Here is a 16,526-nt window from a genome sequence, read left to right as displayed (position 1 = left end):
GAATTACGGCAGCGCCCAGCGTTGGTTCACCCCGTTGTTACACGTGTAGACGATCAGCTGCGTACCGTTCGCGGCGGAAGCACCGGCCGCGTCCAGACACATCCCGGACGCCGCGTTCACCAGCGCACCGTTTGCCTGCGGCATCCACCGTTGACCGGCCGAACCGTCGCAGGTCCACAGCACGGCGGGCGTGCGCAACGTCGTACCGCGGGCCGACAGGCACTTGCCCATTGACCGTAGGGTGCCGTCGTCGAGGGCCGGCGTCCACTGCTGGTTCGTGGTGCCCTTGCAGGTGTACAGCGTCGTCGGCGTACCGTCCGCGGTCAGCGCGCGGTACACGTCGATGCACTGGCCGCCGATCCCCACGCTCGGACCGGTGTCGCCGAACGCGCCGAACTCCCACAGTGAGTAGTAGCTCCCGGCAACGGCCCGCTTCGTCATCACGATCCGCACGTACCGCGCGTAGATCGGCGAGAACGTCACGTTGTCCGTCCCGCCGTCCCCGGAAACAGTTGCCGAAACCGTTTTCCAGGAGCGTCCGCTGCCGGACACCTGGATCTGGTACGACTTCGCGTACGCCGTCGACAACCAGTTCAGCAGCACCCGGTTCACCAGTTGCACCGACCCGAGGTCGGCCCGGTACCACTGCGGATCGGCCCGCGCGCTCGACCACGCCGTACCCATCGACCCGTCCAGCGCCTTCGACGCCTCCCGCCCGGCAAGGTAGGTGCTGGAGGCAACGGCAGACCGGGCGAGGTTCCGCTTCGCGGCGTACTGCGCCGTGTACGTCGTCGGGGTCGCCGGCGCCACCAGGTTGTGGTCCCGCGCCCCGCCGTCCGACCACAGCCCGAACCGGTAGATCTTGTTCGCGACCGTCTGCAGCGGATCGGCCGCCACCGAAACGCTCGACCCCACGATCGTCGTCCCGCCGAGCGGACTCGGCCCGCTCTTGTCCAGGAACGTCACCGGCAACCCGGCCGGTGAGGTCTTCAACGTCGTTACGACCGTCTGAGGATCCAGCCGCACGCTCTTCGTATCGGTCAGCCCCTCCGCGTCCGTCGCCGTCAGCCTGAGCTCCAGGTACGACGGATACTCGTGGTCCGGCGCCGTGAACGACCCGCTCGCCCCCGTCAGCGACGTGATCGTGTGCGTATGGCAGTCGCTCGGGCAGTGGTGCATGATCAGCGTCCAGGTCAGCGCCGACGCCGGCAACGTGCCCTGCTCGGGATCCGTCGCGGACCCGGAGAAGTTGATGGTGTCACCAACCTTCCAGGTCGTCGCCGGACCGGGCGAGGTGATCAGCGCGGTCGGCGCCGTGTTCGCGACGTTGATCTGTATCGACGTGGTGCTCGACGTCTTCCCGTCCGACACCCGCAACCGCGCGGTCACCGTTCCGGCGGTTGTGTACGTGTGCTGTACGGTCGCCGCCGTCGAGTCGTCGTACAGGCCGTCGCCGTCCAGGTCCCACGCGTACGTGAGCGGATCGCGGTCGGCGTCGTTCGAGGCGGTCGCGTCGAAGGTCACGGTCAGCGGCGTCGGCCCGCTCGCCGGGGAGGCGTGGATGATCGCGGTCGGCGGGTTGTTCGTCCCGTTGTACACGTACCGCAGGATCCGGCCGTTGTCGTAGTCCACCGCGAACAGGTCGCCGCCCGGCCCGCTCTGCAGCCGCGTCGCGCCGTACCCCGAAGCGAACAGCTGGATGTTCGCGGGATCCGGCAGACCGTTGCTGCCGGGCATCATCGCCCACGTGCACTTACGGCTGTAGTCGGTGAAGAACAGTGCGTCGTCGTACTGCGCGGGGTAGTTTCCGCCCTTGTAGAAGGACATTCCGGAGATCGAGGAACTTCCGGTCGAACACGTTTTCCCGACCTGGTCGCTGTGTTTGTACGCGTAGTACGGCGCCGCGACCGCGGACGGGCCGGCGGCGTACAGGTTCTGGCAGATATTGAGCTTCGCGCCCGCGAACCCGGGTTGCTGCGCGGGGCCTTCGTAGCACGGCCAGCCGAAGTTCGTGACGCCCGCCTTCGGGTCGGTGATCCGGTCGATTTCCTCCCAGGTCGAGTACCCGACGTCGCCGATCCACAGCTCGTTCGTCCCCGGACGGAACGTGAACCGCATCGGGTTGCGCAGCCCCTCCGCGACGATCCGGCGGGCGTTCAGGTCCGCGCTGTTGATCAGCGGATTGCCCGGCGCGGCCTGTCCGGTGTCCGGGTCGATGCGGATGATCGAACCGTCCAGCGTGGTCGGGTCGTTCGGCGTCCGGAGGTCCTGCGCCCGCAGCGCGCCGCCTTCGGCCGTTGGTGGGGTCAACGTTGCACCGACCGGCGCCGGCCCGTCACCGCACGGATTGTCGGGCGAGAGGCTCGACGGCGCGTTGCTGTTCTGCCCGTAGTCGATGTAGTTGAAGCTCCCGCCGTCTCCGCCACCGGCGTACAGCATCCCGTCCGGGCCGAACTCGATCGAGCCGATCGAGTGACTCGGGAACACCTGGCACCAGTCCTCGACCAGCACCTGCTCCGCACCGTTCGCGTTCAGCACCGAGAGTCGCGCACTGGCCAGGCAGCCGCGCGCGGTCGGGCCGGGCGGCGACGGGCACGGGTCCGCATCGGTGTTCGGCGTACCCCACTTCGGCGTCGGGCCGCCGATCAGCCCGTCGTGCGTGTACAGCACGTAAATGCGCGGATCCGTTGGGAAGTTGGGATGCAGCGCGATTCCGAGCAGCCCGCGGTCCCAGTAGTTGTAGACCTCGGTGCGCAGGTCGGCGTACACCTTCGGGTTCGGGTCGTCGAGCGAACTGAAGACCTTGATCAAGCCGCTCTTCTCGGCCACGAACACGCGACCGTCCGGCGAGAACACGACGTTCGTCGGATTCGTCAGGCCGCTGAACACGACCTGCTCACTGAAACCGGACGGCGTGACCGCGGCGCGTGCCGGCGTGATCACGACGAGCGGCAACAGCAGAACGGCACACACAAAGGGCAGCGCGCAGCGCAGCCACTGGGCAGTTTTCCTCACGAAGCCCCCCAGGCCCGAACTCCGTCGTCTGTCCCCACAGCCCCCTGCAGACACCCGGATCGCCCGTCAGAATGACGCTTCGGTACGACGCCGCGCAAGACCCGGCGAGCATTCGTGGCCAACCCGCCGTCGCACGATCACGCGGCCGATCCGAGCAGGCACACTGGGCTGATGATCAGCAGTGTCCGCGAGCTTCCGACCGGTCCGGGGGTGTACCGATTCCGGGACGATGCGGGCAAGGTGCTGTACATCGGACGGGCGTGGAACCTGCGCCGCCGGGTGCAGTCGTACTGGACGCATCTCGGCGATCGTCCGCACCTCGCGCGGATGGTACGGCGGGTCGCCCGGGTCGAAGGGGTCTGGTGCGACTCCGAGCACGAGGCGGCCTGGCTCGAACGGAATCTGCTGGAGCATTCGAAGCCGCGGTGGAACCGGACCGAGGGCGGCGCCGAGGTGGTCGGGTACATCCGGCTCGGCGACGGCGCGCGGCCCGGGCTGCGGTTCGAGCACACGGTCACCGGTACGGCGCCGCACTTCGGGCCGTACCTCGGCGGGCTGCGGATCCGGCAGGCGATCTCCGGACTGCACCGGGTGCTGCCGTTGCAGTACACCGTCTCGGGCGACGGGTCGGCCGAGGAGTTCGGGCGGCTGTTCGGGATCGGGCCTGAGGATCGGGAGGCGTTGGCCCGTACGGCGATCGCTGTGCTGGAACGGGATCCGACCGCTGTCGACGCGTTGCGGTCCGAGCTGGTACGCCGGCGGGACCGGGCGGCGGGGGAGTTGCGGTACGAGTTCGCGGCGAAGGTCCAGGGGGAGATCGAGGCGCTGGAGTGGATCGTTGCCGAGCAGAAGGTGGCGTGGCTGGAGCCGCGGGACGCGGACGTGTACGGGTGGGCGGACGGGGTGCTGGTGCGGTTCGAGTTGCGGGCCGGGCGGATGTGTACGTGGACGCAGCGCGCGTGCGGTGAGACGGCGGCGCGGGAGCGGGTCGCGGCGACGCCGGAGCTGTGGCGGCCCTTCGCCGAACGCAACGCGCAACTGGCGGCTCGCCTGCGGTGACTTCCTGTTTACCTAGCATGTGGGTATGACGCAGCCCCCGGGACCGCCGAACGGACCGCCGTACCAGCCCTTCCAGCCTGGCCCGGGATATCAGGTTCCGCCGCCGCAGCGGTCGCGGGGGCCGTTGCTGATCGTCATCGGTCTCTTGGTGCTGGTCGTCGCGATCATCGGCGTCGGCGCGGTCCTGCTCGTGACCCGCAGCAGCAACGACAAACCGGCCGCCAAGGAATCCCCGGCCGTCAACACCAAACCGTCCGACCCGAAGGCCATCGAGTTCCGCCGCGTCCTCGCCACCAAGTCCGGCACCTGCCCGACGCCGGCCACGGACGGTACGGCGTGCGACGACAAGGGCATGGTCTACACCGTCGGCAAGGTCGAGCTCGACGGCAGCCACGTGTCCGAGGTGAAGGCCGACTACGAACCCGGCAACACGTCCTGGTTCATCAGCCTCGACCTCGATCCCGAAGGCACCAAGCTCTTCGGCCAGCTGACCGCCGGCCTGGCCAAGCAGGACCCGCCCGCGAACCAGCTCGCGATCCTCGTGCACGGCCAGGTGGTCACCGCCCCGACCGTCCAGTCCGCGATTCCCGGCGGCAAGATCCAGATCTCCGGCGCCTACACCCGCGAGGCTGCCGAGGCGCTCGCGAAGAAGATCACCGGTTAGTGACCTCGAATGCGACGATCGCCGCGGCGACCGCGACGTTCAGCGACTCGACACCGGCGTGCAGCGGGATCTGCAGGTCGGAATCGGTGGAAACCGTGATTCCGTTCGTTTCCCCGCCGAGCACGTAGACGGCCCGCGGCGCCAGCTCGGTCCGGAACAGCGAGTCCCGCGACCGCGCCGACAGCCCGTACACGTGGTACCCGGCGGTGCGCAGCAGGTCGACCGCGGCCTTCGCGGTCGAGGTGTTCACGATCGGCGCCTGGAACGCGATACCGGCCGACGCCTTGATGACCAGCGGCCCGACGTGCGGCGTACCGGCCCGGGGCAGGATCACACCGTCGAACCCGGCGCCGGTCGCGGTCCGCAGGATCATCCCGACGTTGCCCGGGTTGGTCACGCCGTCGAGCAGGAAAACGTTGGTCGGACGTTTTCCGCGGTCCCGGACGAACTCCTCCAGCGGCGTCATCCGCGGCGCGTTCACGTCCGCGACCACGCCCTGGTCGTGCTTGCCGTTCCCGGCCAGCCACTTCACCCGGCTGGGCGTCGCCCGCTCGACCGGCGTCCCGTACCTCTCCGCGGCCCGGAGGATCTCCTGCATCGAACCGCCGGTCGCGTTGTCGGCGAGTACGACCTTCGCCACCGACAACTTCGGATCGTGCAACGCCTCCAGCACCGGCTTGCGGCCGTAGACGGTGATCCACTTGTCCCGCGGTGACTTCTTTTCCACGGGCCTACCGTAGCTTTTCCACGCGCCTGCCGTAGCGCTAGGCGGTCAGCGGGTTGGTCGCCTTGCCGTCCAGCCAGAGCATGTTGCTCGGGTCCGAGTGGGTGCCGTTGCTACCGACGTGCTTGTCGCTGATCTGTGCACCGTTCTTGATCACGTGCATCAGCGCCATGCCGTGCCCGCGGCCGAGGTCGTAGTCCGCCTTCAGCCAGTCCAGGATCGTCCCGGTCTTGACGTCCGCTGCGCCGTACCCCCGGCCGATGGCCTCGTCGACCAGCTCTCGCGGGGTCTTGCCGGTCTTCTCCTCGATCTTGTCCAAGTACGCCTGGAACGACATCGTTTCCTCCTGGTTGGTCGTCGTACATCCCTGCGTCGAGCGACCCCGGCGGAAATCGACACCGCCGATCAGGAAACTTTCCGCACCATCGCGATCACGGCGTCGACCGCGGCGTCCGGGCGGTCCATCGGGACGAGGTGCCCGGCGCCGTCCACGAAAACGTGTTCCCCTGGTTCCTGCCAGAGCTCGTCGTGCAGCCGGTTGATCAGGGCGCGGAGCCGGTACGCCTTGTCGCTCGGCGGCACCGGCGCCCCGGACAGCACCGTGATCGGCAACCGCAGCCGCGCCGCGACCCGCCCGGTCTCCTCGAGTGTCGGGCCGAGGTTCCCGAGCTCCAGCCGGTTCGCCCGGTTCGCGCCGTCGGACAGGTACGCCGTACGTAATGCCTGCTCGTGATCCGGAGCGAGGCCCAGGGGGCCGACAACCTCGGGCTTGAGCAACTGCTTCAGCCACAGCGGACGGAGGGCCGGAACATTTTCCGAAACTGTCAGAAAGCGGTTGACGAGGCCTAGCAGCACCCGCTGCCGGCCGTCCAGCATCCGCTCGTGGCTCGGGTCGACCAGGATCAGCGCGGCGACCCGTTCCGGGTACAGCGCCGCGAAGACCCGGACGTGCAGCCCGCCGCGGGAATGCCCGACCAGCACGACCTTTCCGGTCTCCCCGAGGACGTCGAGCAGCGCCGCCAGGTCCCGCGCGATCGTCGACGGCAGCCGGTCGTCCGCGGCCGGGTCGTAGCTGGTGAACAGCAGCCCGGGCCGGTCGTACGCGAGCCACCGCACGTCGTCCGGCAACCTCCGCAGGACGGCCCACCAGCTGTCCGCGCTCGCACCCGCGCCCGCGTCGAACACGACCAGCGGCCCGGTGCCACCTTCCGACCGGACGACCCGTACGTCGCGACGCCCGACGCGGACCAGACCTCCGGGTACGCCGGGCGGCAGGCCGGTCACCAGATCACCGGCTTCCGTCCGCGCCACGGCATCGCCGCCTCGAGCTGCGCGGCGAGCTGCAGCAGCGTGACCTCGTCGTACGGCCGCCCGACGAACTGGACACCGATCGGTATCCCGCCGTCCTCGCACAACGGCAGGCTGATCGCCGGCTGCCCGCTGACGTTGTACGCCGGCGTGAACGAGGAGAACGCGGCGATCGCGGCCCACTCGGCCGCCGGATCGTCGTCGTTGCGCAGCGCACCGATCCGCCGCGGCACCTGCGCGAGCGTCGGCGTCAGCACCACGTCGTACTCCGCCGTCGCCGCGATCGACGCCACCGCGAGCTGGCGCAGGTACGTCAGCGACTGGTTGTACTCGGCAACGGACAGCGCGCGCCCGCGATCCCGGAACCACCGCGTGATCGGCCGCAACACCTGCTCGACCTCGGGCGGCAGCGGCAGACTCACGGCCGCGCCCGTCCAGACCGTGAGGAAGTGGTCGTCCATCCCCTCGGGGAACGGGCAGTCGATCTCCTCCACCTCGTGCCCGAGCTCGAGCAGCTGCCGGGTCGTCACCTCGACCGCGTCGAGACAGGCCTGATCCACCGGCACCCGGTTGATCGGCGTCGTACAACGAGCGACCCGGAGCCGGCGCCCGATCGGCCGCGCCTGCTCGAGAAAGGTTGCCGTCGGCACCGGTACCCGATCCATGTCGCCGGCGTACGGACCGGCCATCACGTCGAGCGCCGCGGCCGCATCGGCGACGGTACGAGTAAGCGGACCGGGAACGCTGAACCCGGCGGCCTCGTACTGACCGCACCGCCCGCGGCTCGGCTTCAATCCGACCAGCCCGCACGTGCTGGCCGGCGTACGCACCGATCCGCCGCCGTCACTGCCCGGCGCCCACGGGACGAGGCCCGCGGCGACGGCGGCCGCCGCGCCGCCGGACGACCCGCTGGGGGAGCGGTCGAGGTCCCACGGCGTACGCGTCGGCGGCCGGCCCTCCGGTTCGGTGTAGCAGACCAGCCCGAACTCGGGCGTCGCGGTCTTGCCGAGCGCCACCACGCCGGCGTCCTTCAACCGCCGTACGCTCGGCTGATCCTCCGCGGGTACGTACTGCGCGAACGCGGCCGAGCCCATCGTCGTACGGACGCCGGCGGTCAGGTCCAGGTCCTTGATCCCGGTCGGCACGCCCGCGAGCGGCGAGCCCCGGCGTACCTGCCGCGCGTGCTCCAGCGCGCGCCCGGGGTCGACGGTGACGAACGCGCCGACCGTCGGGTCGAGGCGTTCGATCCGGTCCAGGTAGTGCTCGGTCACCTCGACGGCGGTCAGTTCGCCGGCGGCGATCGCGCGGCCGAGTTCGACCGCGCTCAGGTCGTGCAGGTCACTCATGCGCTGCTCCGATGGTCTGGGTCAGTCCGGTGATCAGTGCCTCCAGCCCGAGCGCGAACCCCTCGTCCTGCGTGGTCGCGGGTGTCTCGGACGCGGTGAGTTCGGCGAGGAGTTCGGCGTACTCGTCGGCGAGTTCCGGGTCGCCGATCTCCTCGAGGTACGCCGCCATGCTCCGGTGCTCGTTGCCGATCAGGCCCTCGCCGCCCTGCTGCAGCGAGAACCCCGTGACGTACCCGACGATCGCGGTGTGCGTCGCGAGCAGCTGCTGGACGGGTACGCCGCCGCGCCGCAGCAGCATCAGCAACCGCATCGACGCCTCGATCCCGGCCGGCGACCGGCGCGCCACGTCGAGGATCAACGTCGCCGCCCGCGGGTGCCGCAGCAGCACCTCGCGGTACGACGTCGCGACCAGGCGGACCCCGTCGCGCCAGTCGTCGGCCGCGTCGGCCCCCGTCCGCGGGTCGAGCAGGGCCTCGCGGAGCAGGTGATCGACGACCGCCACCAGTACTTCGGTGCGCTGGCCGACGTGGTGGATCACCGTCGACACGGTCACCCCCAGTGCGTCGGCGAGCTGCCGGAGGCTGAACGCCTGGTACCCGTCGGCGTCGAGCATCCGCACCGCGGTCCGCACGATCAGCTCACGCGTCACGGCCCGGGACCTGGGCCGCCCGGGGCGGCGGCGTTCGCTCATACGGCTGACAATAAATCACCCGGTGAAACATTTGAAAGGACTGGACTACAGTTCGCCCATGCAAATCCGGAGTCGGTGGTCGCCGATCGTCGGCTACTCCCTGGTCGGCGCCGCCACCCAGCTCGTCTGGCTGAACTTCGCCGGCGTCACCACCGTCGCGGCCGCCCGCTACGGCGTGTCCGAAAGCGCGATCGGCTGGCTCGCCCAGGTCTTCCCGCTCCTGTACGTCGTCCTGGCGATCCCGTGCGGGCTGATCCTCGACCGCTGGTTCCGCGCGGGCCTGCTGGCCGGCGCCGTCCTCACCGCGCTGGGCGCCGCCGTACGCCTGCTCGGCGACACCTTCGGATGGCTCCTGGCCGGCCAGATCCTCGCCTCGATCGCCCAACCCCTGGTCCTGAACGCCGTCACCGGCATCACCGGCCGCTACCTCCGCCCCAAGGACCGCCCCACCGGCATCGCCATCGGCACCGCCAGCATCTTCGCCGGCATGGTGATCGCCTTCCTGCTGTCGGCGATCTTCACCACCGCGTCCTCCCTCCCCACGATGCTCACCGTCACCACAGCCTTCTGCACGATCGCCGCCGCAGCCCTCGTGCTCGCCCTGACCATCCGCCCCACACCACTCGAGCCGGCGCCCGGCGTCCCGCCCGACCCGGCCTCGCGCCCCGCACCCGGTACCCCTCTCGCGGGCGTCTCGGCCGACGCGGCCCCCCGTCACGACCGAGGCGCGCTGGCAGCCGCCTGGGGAGACCCGCTCATCCGCCGCCTCTGCATCCTCGCGATCTTCCCCTTCGGCGTCTTCGTTGCCATGAGCACCTTCGCCCAAGCCCTCCTCGAACCCGCCGGCGTGACCGGCGGAACCGCGAGCACGATCCTCCTGCTCCAGGTAGTAGCCGGCGTCATCGGCAGCGCCACCATCCCCATCCTCGTCGTACGCCGCCGCGCCGAATCCCTCCTCCTGGTAGTAAGCCTCACCACCACAGCCGCCGCCTGCGCCCTCCTGGCCTTCGCCCCCAGCACAGCCACCGGCTTCCTCTCCATCACCGTGATCGGCCTACTCCTCCTCCCCGCCCTCCCGATCGTCCTGGAACTCGTAGAACGCCGAACCGGCGAAGCCGAAGGCACCGCAGCCGGCCTCATCTGGATGGCCGGCAACCTGGGCGGCCTGGTAGTAGCCGTAGCAGTAGGCCTCCTGGTCCACCACCCCACAGCAGCCTTCCTCGTCATGGCCGCCATAGCCCTCATCGCAGTCCCCGGCGCCAGAGCCCTCCACCGCCCGATCACCGAACTCCGCCCCTAGCCCCCGATCCTCTACTATGTATCCGCACACCCGCCGGTGTGGCGCAACTGGCAGCGCACCGCTCTTGTAAAGCGGGGGTTAGGGGTTCGAATCCCCTCACCGGCTCTCTGGTCTTGGTTACGCCTGTCCCGGCTACGAGGTGTTGCCGGGTGGTGCGGTGAAGGTGTTGCAGGCGGCGACGTCGTGGGTGTTGAGGCCGCGTTCGGCCCAGTAGCGGCGGTTCGTGGCCGAGGCTCTGCCGGGTGGTGTCGGTGGGCCGCTCCGCGGTACGACGTACTGCAGGTAGATCGTCACGTCGGCCCTGGTGACGCCGTACGACTGCAGATTGGCTCCGATGAACGCGCCGCTCAGGCACGACGCCTCCAGGTCGACTCTGCGGCCCTGCTCCAGCTGGGCGTTCGCGGCCAGGTTCTCGCGCTGATGGGCCTGCGCCAGGATGCCGGTGAGCTGTTGCACGTGGTAGGCGTACAGGCGGCTGATGGTGTCGGTGGCCAGCAGTTTCGTGAACGCACGCCAGGTGCTGTCCAGCACCGAGTAGCTGAGGTACAGCGTCTGGTTGGACGCGCAGTAGAACGAAGCGGACGGGGCGCTCGCGCAGGGGGACTGCACATCGCCGGTCCAGTAGATGATCCGGGGCGCTGTGAACTTGGCGCCCGAGGAACGCACCTTCGGGCCCCAGGAGTTGTTCAGGCAGGTCAGCAGGTTCGTGTCGTACGTCCGCAACTCGGTCGGCGTGGACAGTGCGGCCTGAGGCTGTCGACAGTCGACCGAGTCGAGAGGCCCGGTGGCGTAGAACGCGTTCGCCGCCGCGACAGGGGGAACGGCATACGACGGCGCGGCGGCCGGGGCCGTCGATCGCGTCGCGGGGTTGTGCTGGTGGATCGTGACAACAGCCGCGACACCGAGGAGGGCGGCAGCGCAAACCACTCGTAGACCGGCCACGAGGTCGTAGTGCCGCCGCTCCTCGACACTGAGAATGCTGGGATCAGGCCCCCAGCCCAAGCCGCCAACAGGCTCCACGCGTGACACAGGTCCCCCAACCTCGGTACCAATCATCATGCCACCGATGAATCGTGTACGGCGCTTCGTTAGGGGTCAGCTGATCAAGGGGGAGCCGTACAGTTCCCAGGTGTACCCGGAGCGGCCGTCGTCGGTGACGTCGTACTGAAGGAAGCCGTCGGCGGACCACCCGCCCGCGGAGAGGCTCCCCGTCTTGGTGGCGCCGATGGTCACGCTGCCGGAGTACTGCGCGTCGATCGATGCCGTGTAGTAGCTGCTGGTAGAGGCGCGCTCCGCGTCGTGCTGCTCGAGCCGGAGGCCGAGATAGACCAGGTTGAACCGCGTCCCGCCGATGAACCCGTAGTTACCGGTCCAGCTGAGCTTCGCCTGGGCGTGGCGGTAGGTGCCTGACCCGCTGACGCAGAGCTGGACCGTGAACTTGACGTCCGGCTTCCCGGGCAGACTGACGCTCTTGACGTTGGTACGGCACGCGGTCGCAGCACTCGCCGGGGTGACCCCCAGTGTGGTCACTGCGGCGAACGCGACGGAGGCAGCCAGTGCCGTGCTGCCGAGACGCTTGACGATGCTGTTCAAGATGAACTCCTCGTGACGGGGCTAGGTGTAGTGGCACTGAGTACGTCCAGATAGCACCCGAAAATGTGAGGTCGCCCCTCCCAAGGTTCAGCGGACGAGGCCTGATTCCCAGGCCCAGACGGCTACTTCGGTGCGGTTGCGGGCGTGGATCTTGCGTTGGATGGCGGAGAGGTGGGACTTCACCGTCGAGAGGGAGATGACGAGTTCGTCGGTGATCTCGGCGTTGGTTCGGCCGCGGGCTACCGCGCGCGTCACCTGCAGTTCGCGTTCGGTCAGTGGTGGTACGGCGCGGCGCGGCGTACCGCTGGGGGTGCTGAAGTGTTGCAGCAGGCGGGTGGTGATCGACGGGGAGACGAGGGAGTCGCCGTTGGCGGCGGCGTGGACTGCTTCGACGAGGAGGCGTGGGCCGGCGTCTTTCAGAAGGAAGCCGCAGGCGCCGGCGTGCAGGGCTTCATGGACGAGTTCGTCGAGGTCGAAGGTGGTGACGACGAGGACGCGGAGGGGATCGGCGACGTCCGGTCCGGCGAGGAGGCGGGTTGCGCCGAGGCCGTCGAGGTGCGGCATCCGGATGTCCATCAGCGTGACGTCCGGGCGCAGTTCGCGGGCGAGTTCGACGGCCTGTTTGCCGTCTTCGGCCTCGCCGACGACCTCCATGTCGGGCTCGCGTTCCAGGATGAGGCGGAAGCCGGTCCGTACCAGTGCCTGGTCGTCCGCGAGCAGGATCCGCAGGGTCCGCGATGTCACGAGGTCCTTCCCTTCTCCGGTGCCGCGGCCCCTCCGGGCAGCGGGAGTTCGGCGAGGACGCGCCAGCCGCGCTCGCCGTTGTCGTCCGGACCGGCCGTCAGGCGGCCGTCCAGCGCATCGATCCGCTCTCGCATGCCGATCAGGCCGTACCCTCCGGCCGTACGTCGGGCGCGTCCTGCGCGGAGCCCGTCGTTCCTGACCTCGACGCGGAGCAGGTTCCCGGCCGCGGGCTGCACCGTGACGGTGACGGTCCGCGCGTCGGGTGCGTGCCGGCGTACGTTCGTCAACGACTCCAGGACGACGCGATGCACGGTCGACACCGTCTCCGGCGTGACGGTCAGGTCCTCCAGATTCGGCGCGAGTCGCAGCTGCACGTTCGGGTGACCTTCGACGGCCGACTCGACGGCTTCCACCAATCCGTCGGAGGTGAGCGGCACGGTCGGCTCGGGACTCCGGAGCATCGTCACGAGGCGTCGTACGGCGGCCAGTGCCTCGGCGCCGGCGCCCTCGATCTCGCGCAGCAGCTCCTGTTCGGGGCCTTCGGCAAGTACTACCTGGGCGGCCTGGGTCCGGACCACCACCCCCGTGATGTGGTGGGCGACCAGATCGTGCAGCTCCCGGGCGAGCGCGAGCCGTTCGCGGTTCCGCGCCGCCGCGAGCGCGGCCTCGCGCCGGGCGTCGGCGTCCCGCAGCATCAGGCCGATCGCGACGCTGCAACCCCACAGGATCGTCCAGAAAACGGCGAGGGTGAGCGTCGTCGAATCCCTGCCGTAGCGGAGCATCGGCGCCGTGACGAGCGCCAGCCCGCCGACGATCGCGACCGCCGCGGCCGGCAGCGATCGGAGCCGATGGCAACCAGCTCCGATCAGCAGCACCAGCGCGAGCGTCTCGGCGTCACCCCCGAACGGCGCGGCCGGCTTCGCGAAGAAGCCGACCGCGCTGAAGATCAGCGAGAGCGCGAACGCGGCCGCGACGAGCTGCGCGATGGCGCCCGGGTACCGGCGCCGCAGTAGCGCCAGCACGCTGATCACGGTCCCGGACGCGAGGAACAGGATGCCGCCCGGAGTGACCTGGTCGCGCAGGATCAACCGACGGACAGCCTCGTCGACGTTGAAGCCGACCAGGGCGACGACCTCGAGGACGACCAGGATCCGGCCCAAGGTCCTGTTGGTACTACGGATCACCGGGTACGTCGCCCTTCCTCGTCCTGCGGTACGTCCATCATCGCGGCCCGCACGTCACGAACCGATCAGCGGGGTGTTGCGTCCGCGGAACAGTGGTAGTCGCGCTCCGGCAGCCGGCCGGTCAGCAGGTACGACGTCGCGGCCGTGTTCGCGCACTGGTTCTTGTTGAACAGGTACACGCCGTGGCCTCCCTGGTCGGCCGTCACCATCCGCGCCCGGTCGCCCAACGCCTTCCGCAGCTGCTTGGCACCGGCGAGCGGTGTCGCGGGGTCGCGGAGGTTCTGCACCATCAGCACGTTCGACGGGCCGTTGTCGCCGACCTTCACCGGCTCCTCGACCGGCTTCGGCCAGTACGCGCACGGGTTGATGTTCGCCCCGGCCGCGCCGAACAGCGGATGCCGGATCCGGTCGATGGCGACGTTCTGCTGGTACGACTGCACCGACGTCGGCCAGTGCGAGTCGTTGCAGATCATGTAGTAGCGGGCGGAGACCAGGTTGTCGACGTCGGCCGCCTTGGTCGTGGCCGTCGTCCCCGCGGTCAGCGGTGGGGGCGGCTGGTTCGCGTCCAGGGCCTTGAAGACCCCGGCCAGGGTCGGCATCTGCGTGGCGCCGTACGAGAACCCGAAGGTGATCAACCGGAACATCGCCCCGTCCCACACCACGTCCGGGCCTTTGACCGGCGTCTTGTCCAGGCGCGCGGCCAGTGCGAGGTACCGCGCCTTCACCTGCGCGGGCGTGCGGCCGAGGCCGTACTCACGGTAGTTGGCGGCGACGTACTTCGCGAAGTCCGGGAACCGGTCGTCGACGCCCTGCGACCACAGCCGCTGGCTCGCGTAATCCCAGCCGGCCGGACCCAGGTTGCTGTCCAGTACGACGCGATCGGTGCGCTCCGGGAACATCGTGGCGTAGACGGATCCGAGGTACGTGCCCCACGACGCCCCGAGGTACGACGCCTTCTCCTCGCCGAGCGCCGTCCGGATGCTGTCCAGGTCGCGCGCGGTGTTCCTGACGCTGACGTACGGCAGCATCGACGCGGTGTCCGAGGCCGCGCACTGCTTCGCGATCTGCTCCGACTGCTTCGCGCGCGCCGTGACGTCGGCCGCGTTCCGCGCGTACGGCGGGATGTTGCCGAACAGCAGCTGCTCGTCGGTGAGGTCGCACTTCACCGGCGTACTCCGGCCCATGCCTCGCGGGTCGAAGCCGATGAGGTCGTAACTGTCCAGCACGGCCTGCGGCATCTTCGCCGCCACCAGCACCGCCGGGTAGCCGAGCCCCGGGCTGGGCCCGCCCGGGTTGGTCAGTAAGATGCCCCGACGTTTCTCCGGATTCTTGCTGGGCAGCCGCGAGACCGCGATCTCGATCATGCGCCCGTCAGGCTTCTGATAGTCCAACGGAACCTTCAACGTCCCACACTGCATCCCCGCCGGCACCGGCAGCCCGTCACCGACGTCCTTGTCACACGCACCCCAGGTGATGTCCTGCTTGGGCGCCGCGGCATTCGCCGTCGTCACCTGCGAAACCCCCGAGGCCGCCGCTGTTGCCACTGCAGCAACCGCGACGGCGATGGTCACAACCTTCCGCATCCTGCTTTCCCTCCAGCCGGCAAGCCTTCCTGACGCCCCTCACTCTGCCGACCCCGACCGTCCCCCCACATCCCGCCCGCGACTGGTCCCCACCCCACCCGAAAGTACTAGTCCACTACTTGTGGTCGCGGGCTGCGAGTTCCAGTTCGTGGTCGAGGGGGGAGGCTAGGTAGCGGTCGAGGGCCAGGGCGGCGGAGGCGTGGGCCCAGTTGCCGGCTCGGCTGTCTTCGTAGTATTGGACGCTGGCTTCGCGGCCGACGAGTTCGTGGTGGCGGGTACGGATGGCTTCGAGGCAGGCGGTGATTTCGTCGGGGGTGCCGAGGCGGCCGCGGACGACGGTTTCGGCGGGGGCTACGAGACTCATGATCAGTGGGATGACGCGGCCCAGGTCTCGGGCCCGGGAGCGGCGGAGTTGGCGTAGTTGTTTCGTGTCCTCGGTGGGGTAGAGGTCGCGTTGCAGGGCGCCGGGTGGGAGTAGGCCGGCGTCGACGGCGCGGCGGAGGAGGGCGTCGTCGGTGCAGGTGGCCTTGACGCAGCCGATCTGGCCGCAGTCGCAGCGGTACCTGGATCCCGGTACGACGAGGTGCGACACCAGGCCGCCGGTATACGGACCGCTTCCGACCAGTTCGCCGTCGCGCATCTGCGCCACCCGGATCGAGCGCCCGACGAGCACCGTCAGTACGTCGTCGCCCGCGCCGTCCCACCAGTAGTGCTCGACGGCCAGCGCGCGGACGTTCGGCTCCACTCGAACGGGGAGAGGACACCGCTCGCGCAGACCTTCGAGGAGCTCGTCGTGGTCGACGTCGGCCACGAGTGGCGGCGGTTGCCCGTGATGGACCTCGGCCCAGGGCGTCGTGACGCCGACCCCCAGTACGGCGGAGGGGCCGGCCTCGGTGACGACCTCGTCGACGAGCCGGGCCGCCTCCTCGATCCGCTCGTGCTGGTTGCGTCCGCGGGCCGGCGCCGTCCGCCAGGCGATCCGCTCGCCGCGGAGCGTGAACGCGCCACACGACGTACTTTCCGGATGCAGGTGCGCGCCGACGACGAGCCGCTGCTTGTCGGGTACGTCGAGCGGTACGACGGGACGCCCGGCGCCCTTGGGCGTCAGGCGTGCCGACTCGGTCAGGGCTCCGAGCTCGATCAGCTCGGTCACGGCCTTCGTGATCGTGGTGAACGTGACGCCGGTGGCCGCCGCGAGCCCTTTGCGGCCGAGGGGGCCCTGGCGGACGATCGCGCGCATGATCGCGGAGGCCGTCGCATTGCGCTGACGCACCATGAGCTCGGTCCGCACCGTGCCGGAAGCCATCGTTGAATA

The 16,526-nt window shown here is 69.6% G+C and carries 15 protein-coding genes and 1 tRNA gene; 4 read left to right on the top strand and 12 right to left on the bottom strand.

The window, feature by feature from the left end:
• Positions 1-3 precede the first annotated feature (3 nt).
• Positions 4-3,015, bottom strand: coding sequence for a PQQ-dependent sugar dehydrogenase (locus ACXJJ3_RS16665; protein WP_458171015.1), 3,012 nt, complete (start codon positions 3,013-3,015; stop codon positions 4-6).
• A 171-nt stretch (positions 3,016-3,186) separates the two neighbouring features.
• Here ACXJJ3_RS16665 and ACXJJ3_RS16660 point away from each other — a divergent pair, with 171 nt between their 5' ends.
• Together ACXJJ3_RS16660 and ACXJJ3_RS16655 are read left to right on the top strand one after the other, a co-directional pair.
• Positions 3,187-4,074, top strand: a complete 888-nt coding sequence (locus tag ACXJJ3_RS16660; RefSeq protein WP_458171014.1) for a GIY-YIG nuclease family protein — start codon at positions 3,187-3,189, stop codon at positions 4,072-4,074.
• Positions 4,075-4,099: 25 nt separating this feature from the next.
• Positions 4,100-4,738 carry a SecDF P1 head subdomain-containing protein gene (locus ACXJJ3_RS16655; RefSeq protein ID WP_458171012.1) on the top strand — a complete coding sequence of 213 codons (639 nt, stop codon included), beginning with the start codon at positions 4,100-4,102 and terminating at the stop codon, positions 4,736-4,738.
• Here ACXJJ3_RS16655 and ACXJJ3_RS16650 read toward each other — a convergent pair.
• From ACXJJ3_RS16650 to ACXJJ3_RS16630, 5 genes are all read right to left on the bottom strand, one after another.
• Positions 4,728-5,465, bottom strand: a complete 738-nt coding sequence (locus ACXJJ3_RS16650; RefSeq protein ID WP_458171011.1) for a TrmH family RNA methyltransferase — start codon at positions 5,463-5,465, stop codon at positions 4,728-4,730. The two genes, ACXJJ3_RS16655 and ACXJJ3_RS16650, sit on opposite strands and share 11 nt — an antisense overlap.
• Before the next feature lie 37 nt (positions 5,466-5,502).
• Positions 5,503-5,799 carry a DUF4287 domain-containing protein gene (locus tag ACXJJ3_RS16645; protein WP_458171010.1) on the bottom strand — a complete coding sequence of 99 codons (297 nt, stop codon included), beginning with the start codon at positions 5,797-5,799 and terminating at the stop codon, positions 5,503-5,505.
• A gap of 68 nt (positions 5,800-5,867) precedes the next feature.
• On the bottom strand, positions 5,868-6,773 hold the full coding sequence (locus ACXJJ3_RS16640) for an alpha/beta fold hydrolase (protein WP_458171009.1): 906 nt from the start codon (positions 6,771-6,773) through the stop codon (positions 5,868-5,870).
• Positions 6,743-8,116: an amidase gene (locus ACXJJ3_RS16635; protein ID WP_458171008.1), complete on the bottom strand. Its 1,374-nt coding sequence runs from the start codon at positions 8,114-8,116 to the stop codon at positions 6,743-6,745. Before ACXJJ3_RS16635 ends, ACXJJ3_RS16640 begins: the two co-directional genes overlap by 31 nt.
• Positions 8,109-8,807 carry a TetR/AcrR family transcriptional regulator gene (locus ACXJJ3_RS16630; RefSeq protein WP_458171007.1) on the bottom strand — a complete coding sequence of 233 codons (699 nt, stop codon included), beginning with the start codon at positions 8,805-8,807 and terminating at the stop codon, positions 8,109-8,111. The genes ACXJJ3_RS16635 and ACXJJ3_RS16630 overlap by 8 nt, the downstream gene beginning before the upstream one ends.
• Before the next feature lie 58 nt (positions 8,808-8,865).
• Here ACXJJ3_RS16630 and ACXJJ3_RS16625 point away from each other — a divergent pair, with 58 nt between their 5' ends.
• Entirely contained in the window at positions 8,866-10,107 is a 1,242-nt protein-coding gene (locus tag ACXJJ3_RS16625) for an MFS transporter (protein WP_458171006.1), read from the top strand.
• Between the two features lie 32 nt (positions 10,108-10,139).
• A tRNA-Thr gene (locus tag ACXJJ3_RS16620) sits at positions 10,140-10,212 on the top strand.
• A 27-nt stretch (positions 10,213-10,239) separates the two neighbouring features.
• On the opposite strand, the gene ACXJJ3_RS16615 is transcribed toward ACXJJ3_RS16620, so the two are convergent.
• The 6 genes from ACXJJ3_RS16615 to ACXJJ3_RS16590 all read right to left on the bottom strand — a co-directional run bounded on the left by ACXJJ3_RS16615 (position 10,240) and on the right by ACXJJ3_RS16590 (position 16,517).
• The gene (locus ACXJJ3_RS16615; protein ID WP_458171004.1) at positions 10,240-11,049 is read right to left on the bottom strand and encodes a neutral zinc metallopeptidase; all 810 of its coding nucleotides are present in this window, start codon (positions 11,047-11,049) and stop codon (positions 10,240-10,242) included.
• Between the two features lie 153 nt (positions 11,050-11,202).
• Positions 11,203-11,700, bottom strand: coding sequence for a hypothetical protein (locus tag ACXJJ3_RS16610; RefSeq protein ID WP_458171003.1), 498 nt, complete (start codon positions 11,698-11,700; stop codon positions 11,203-11,205).
• An 87-nt stretch (positions 11,701-11,787) separates the two neighbouring features.
• Positions 11,788-12,444 carry a response regulator gene (locus ACXJJ3_RS16605; protein ID WP_458171002.1) on the bottom strand — a complete coding sequence of 219 codons (657 nt, stop codon included), beginning with the start codon at positions 12,442-12,444 and terminating at the stop codon, positions 11,788-11,790.
• Positions 12,441-13,604 (bottom strand): sensor histidine kinase, encoded by a 1,164-nt coding sequence (locus tag ACXJJ3_RS16600; protein WP_458171001.1) that lies wholly within the window; start codon positions 13,602-13,604, stop codon positions 12,441-12,443. The genes ACXJJ3_RS16605 and ACXJJ3_RS16600 overlap by 4 nt, the downstream gene beginning before the upstream one ends.
• Positions 13,605-13,693: 89 nt before the next feature.
• The gene (locus ACXJJ3_RS16595; protein WP_458171000.1) at positions 13,694-15,211 is read right to left on the bottom strand and encodes an alpha/beta hydrolase; all 1,518 of its coding nucleotides are present in this window, start codon (positions 15,209-15,211) and stop codon (positions 13,694-13,696) included.
• A gap of 115 nt (positions 15,212-15,326) precedes the next feature.
• Positions 15,327-16,517, bottom strand: coding sequence for an ROK family protein (locus tag ACXJJ3_RS16590; RefSeq protein WP_458170999.1), 1,191 nt, complete (start codon positions 16,515-16,517; stop codon positions 15,327-15,329).
• Positions 16,518-16,526 lie beyond the last annotated feature (9 nt).

The sequence above is a fragment of the Kribbella sp. WER1 genome (assembly GCF_054189145.1).
This window is presented reverse-complemented; position numbering and strand designations above follow the sequence as displayed.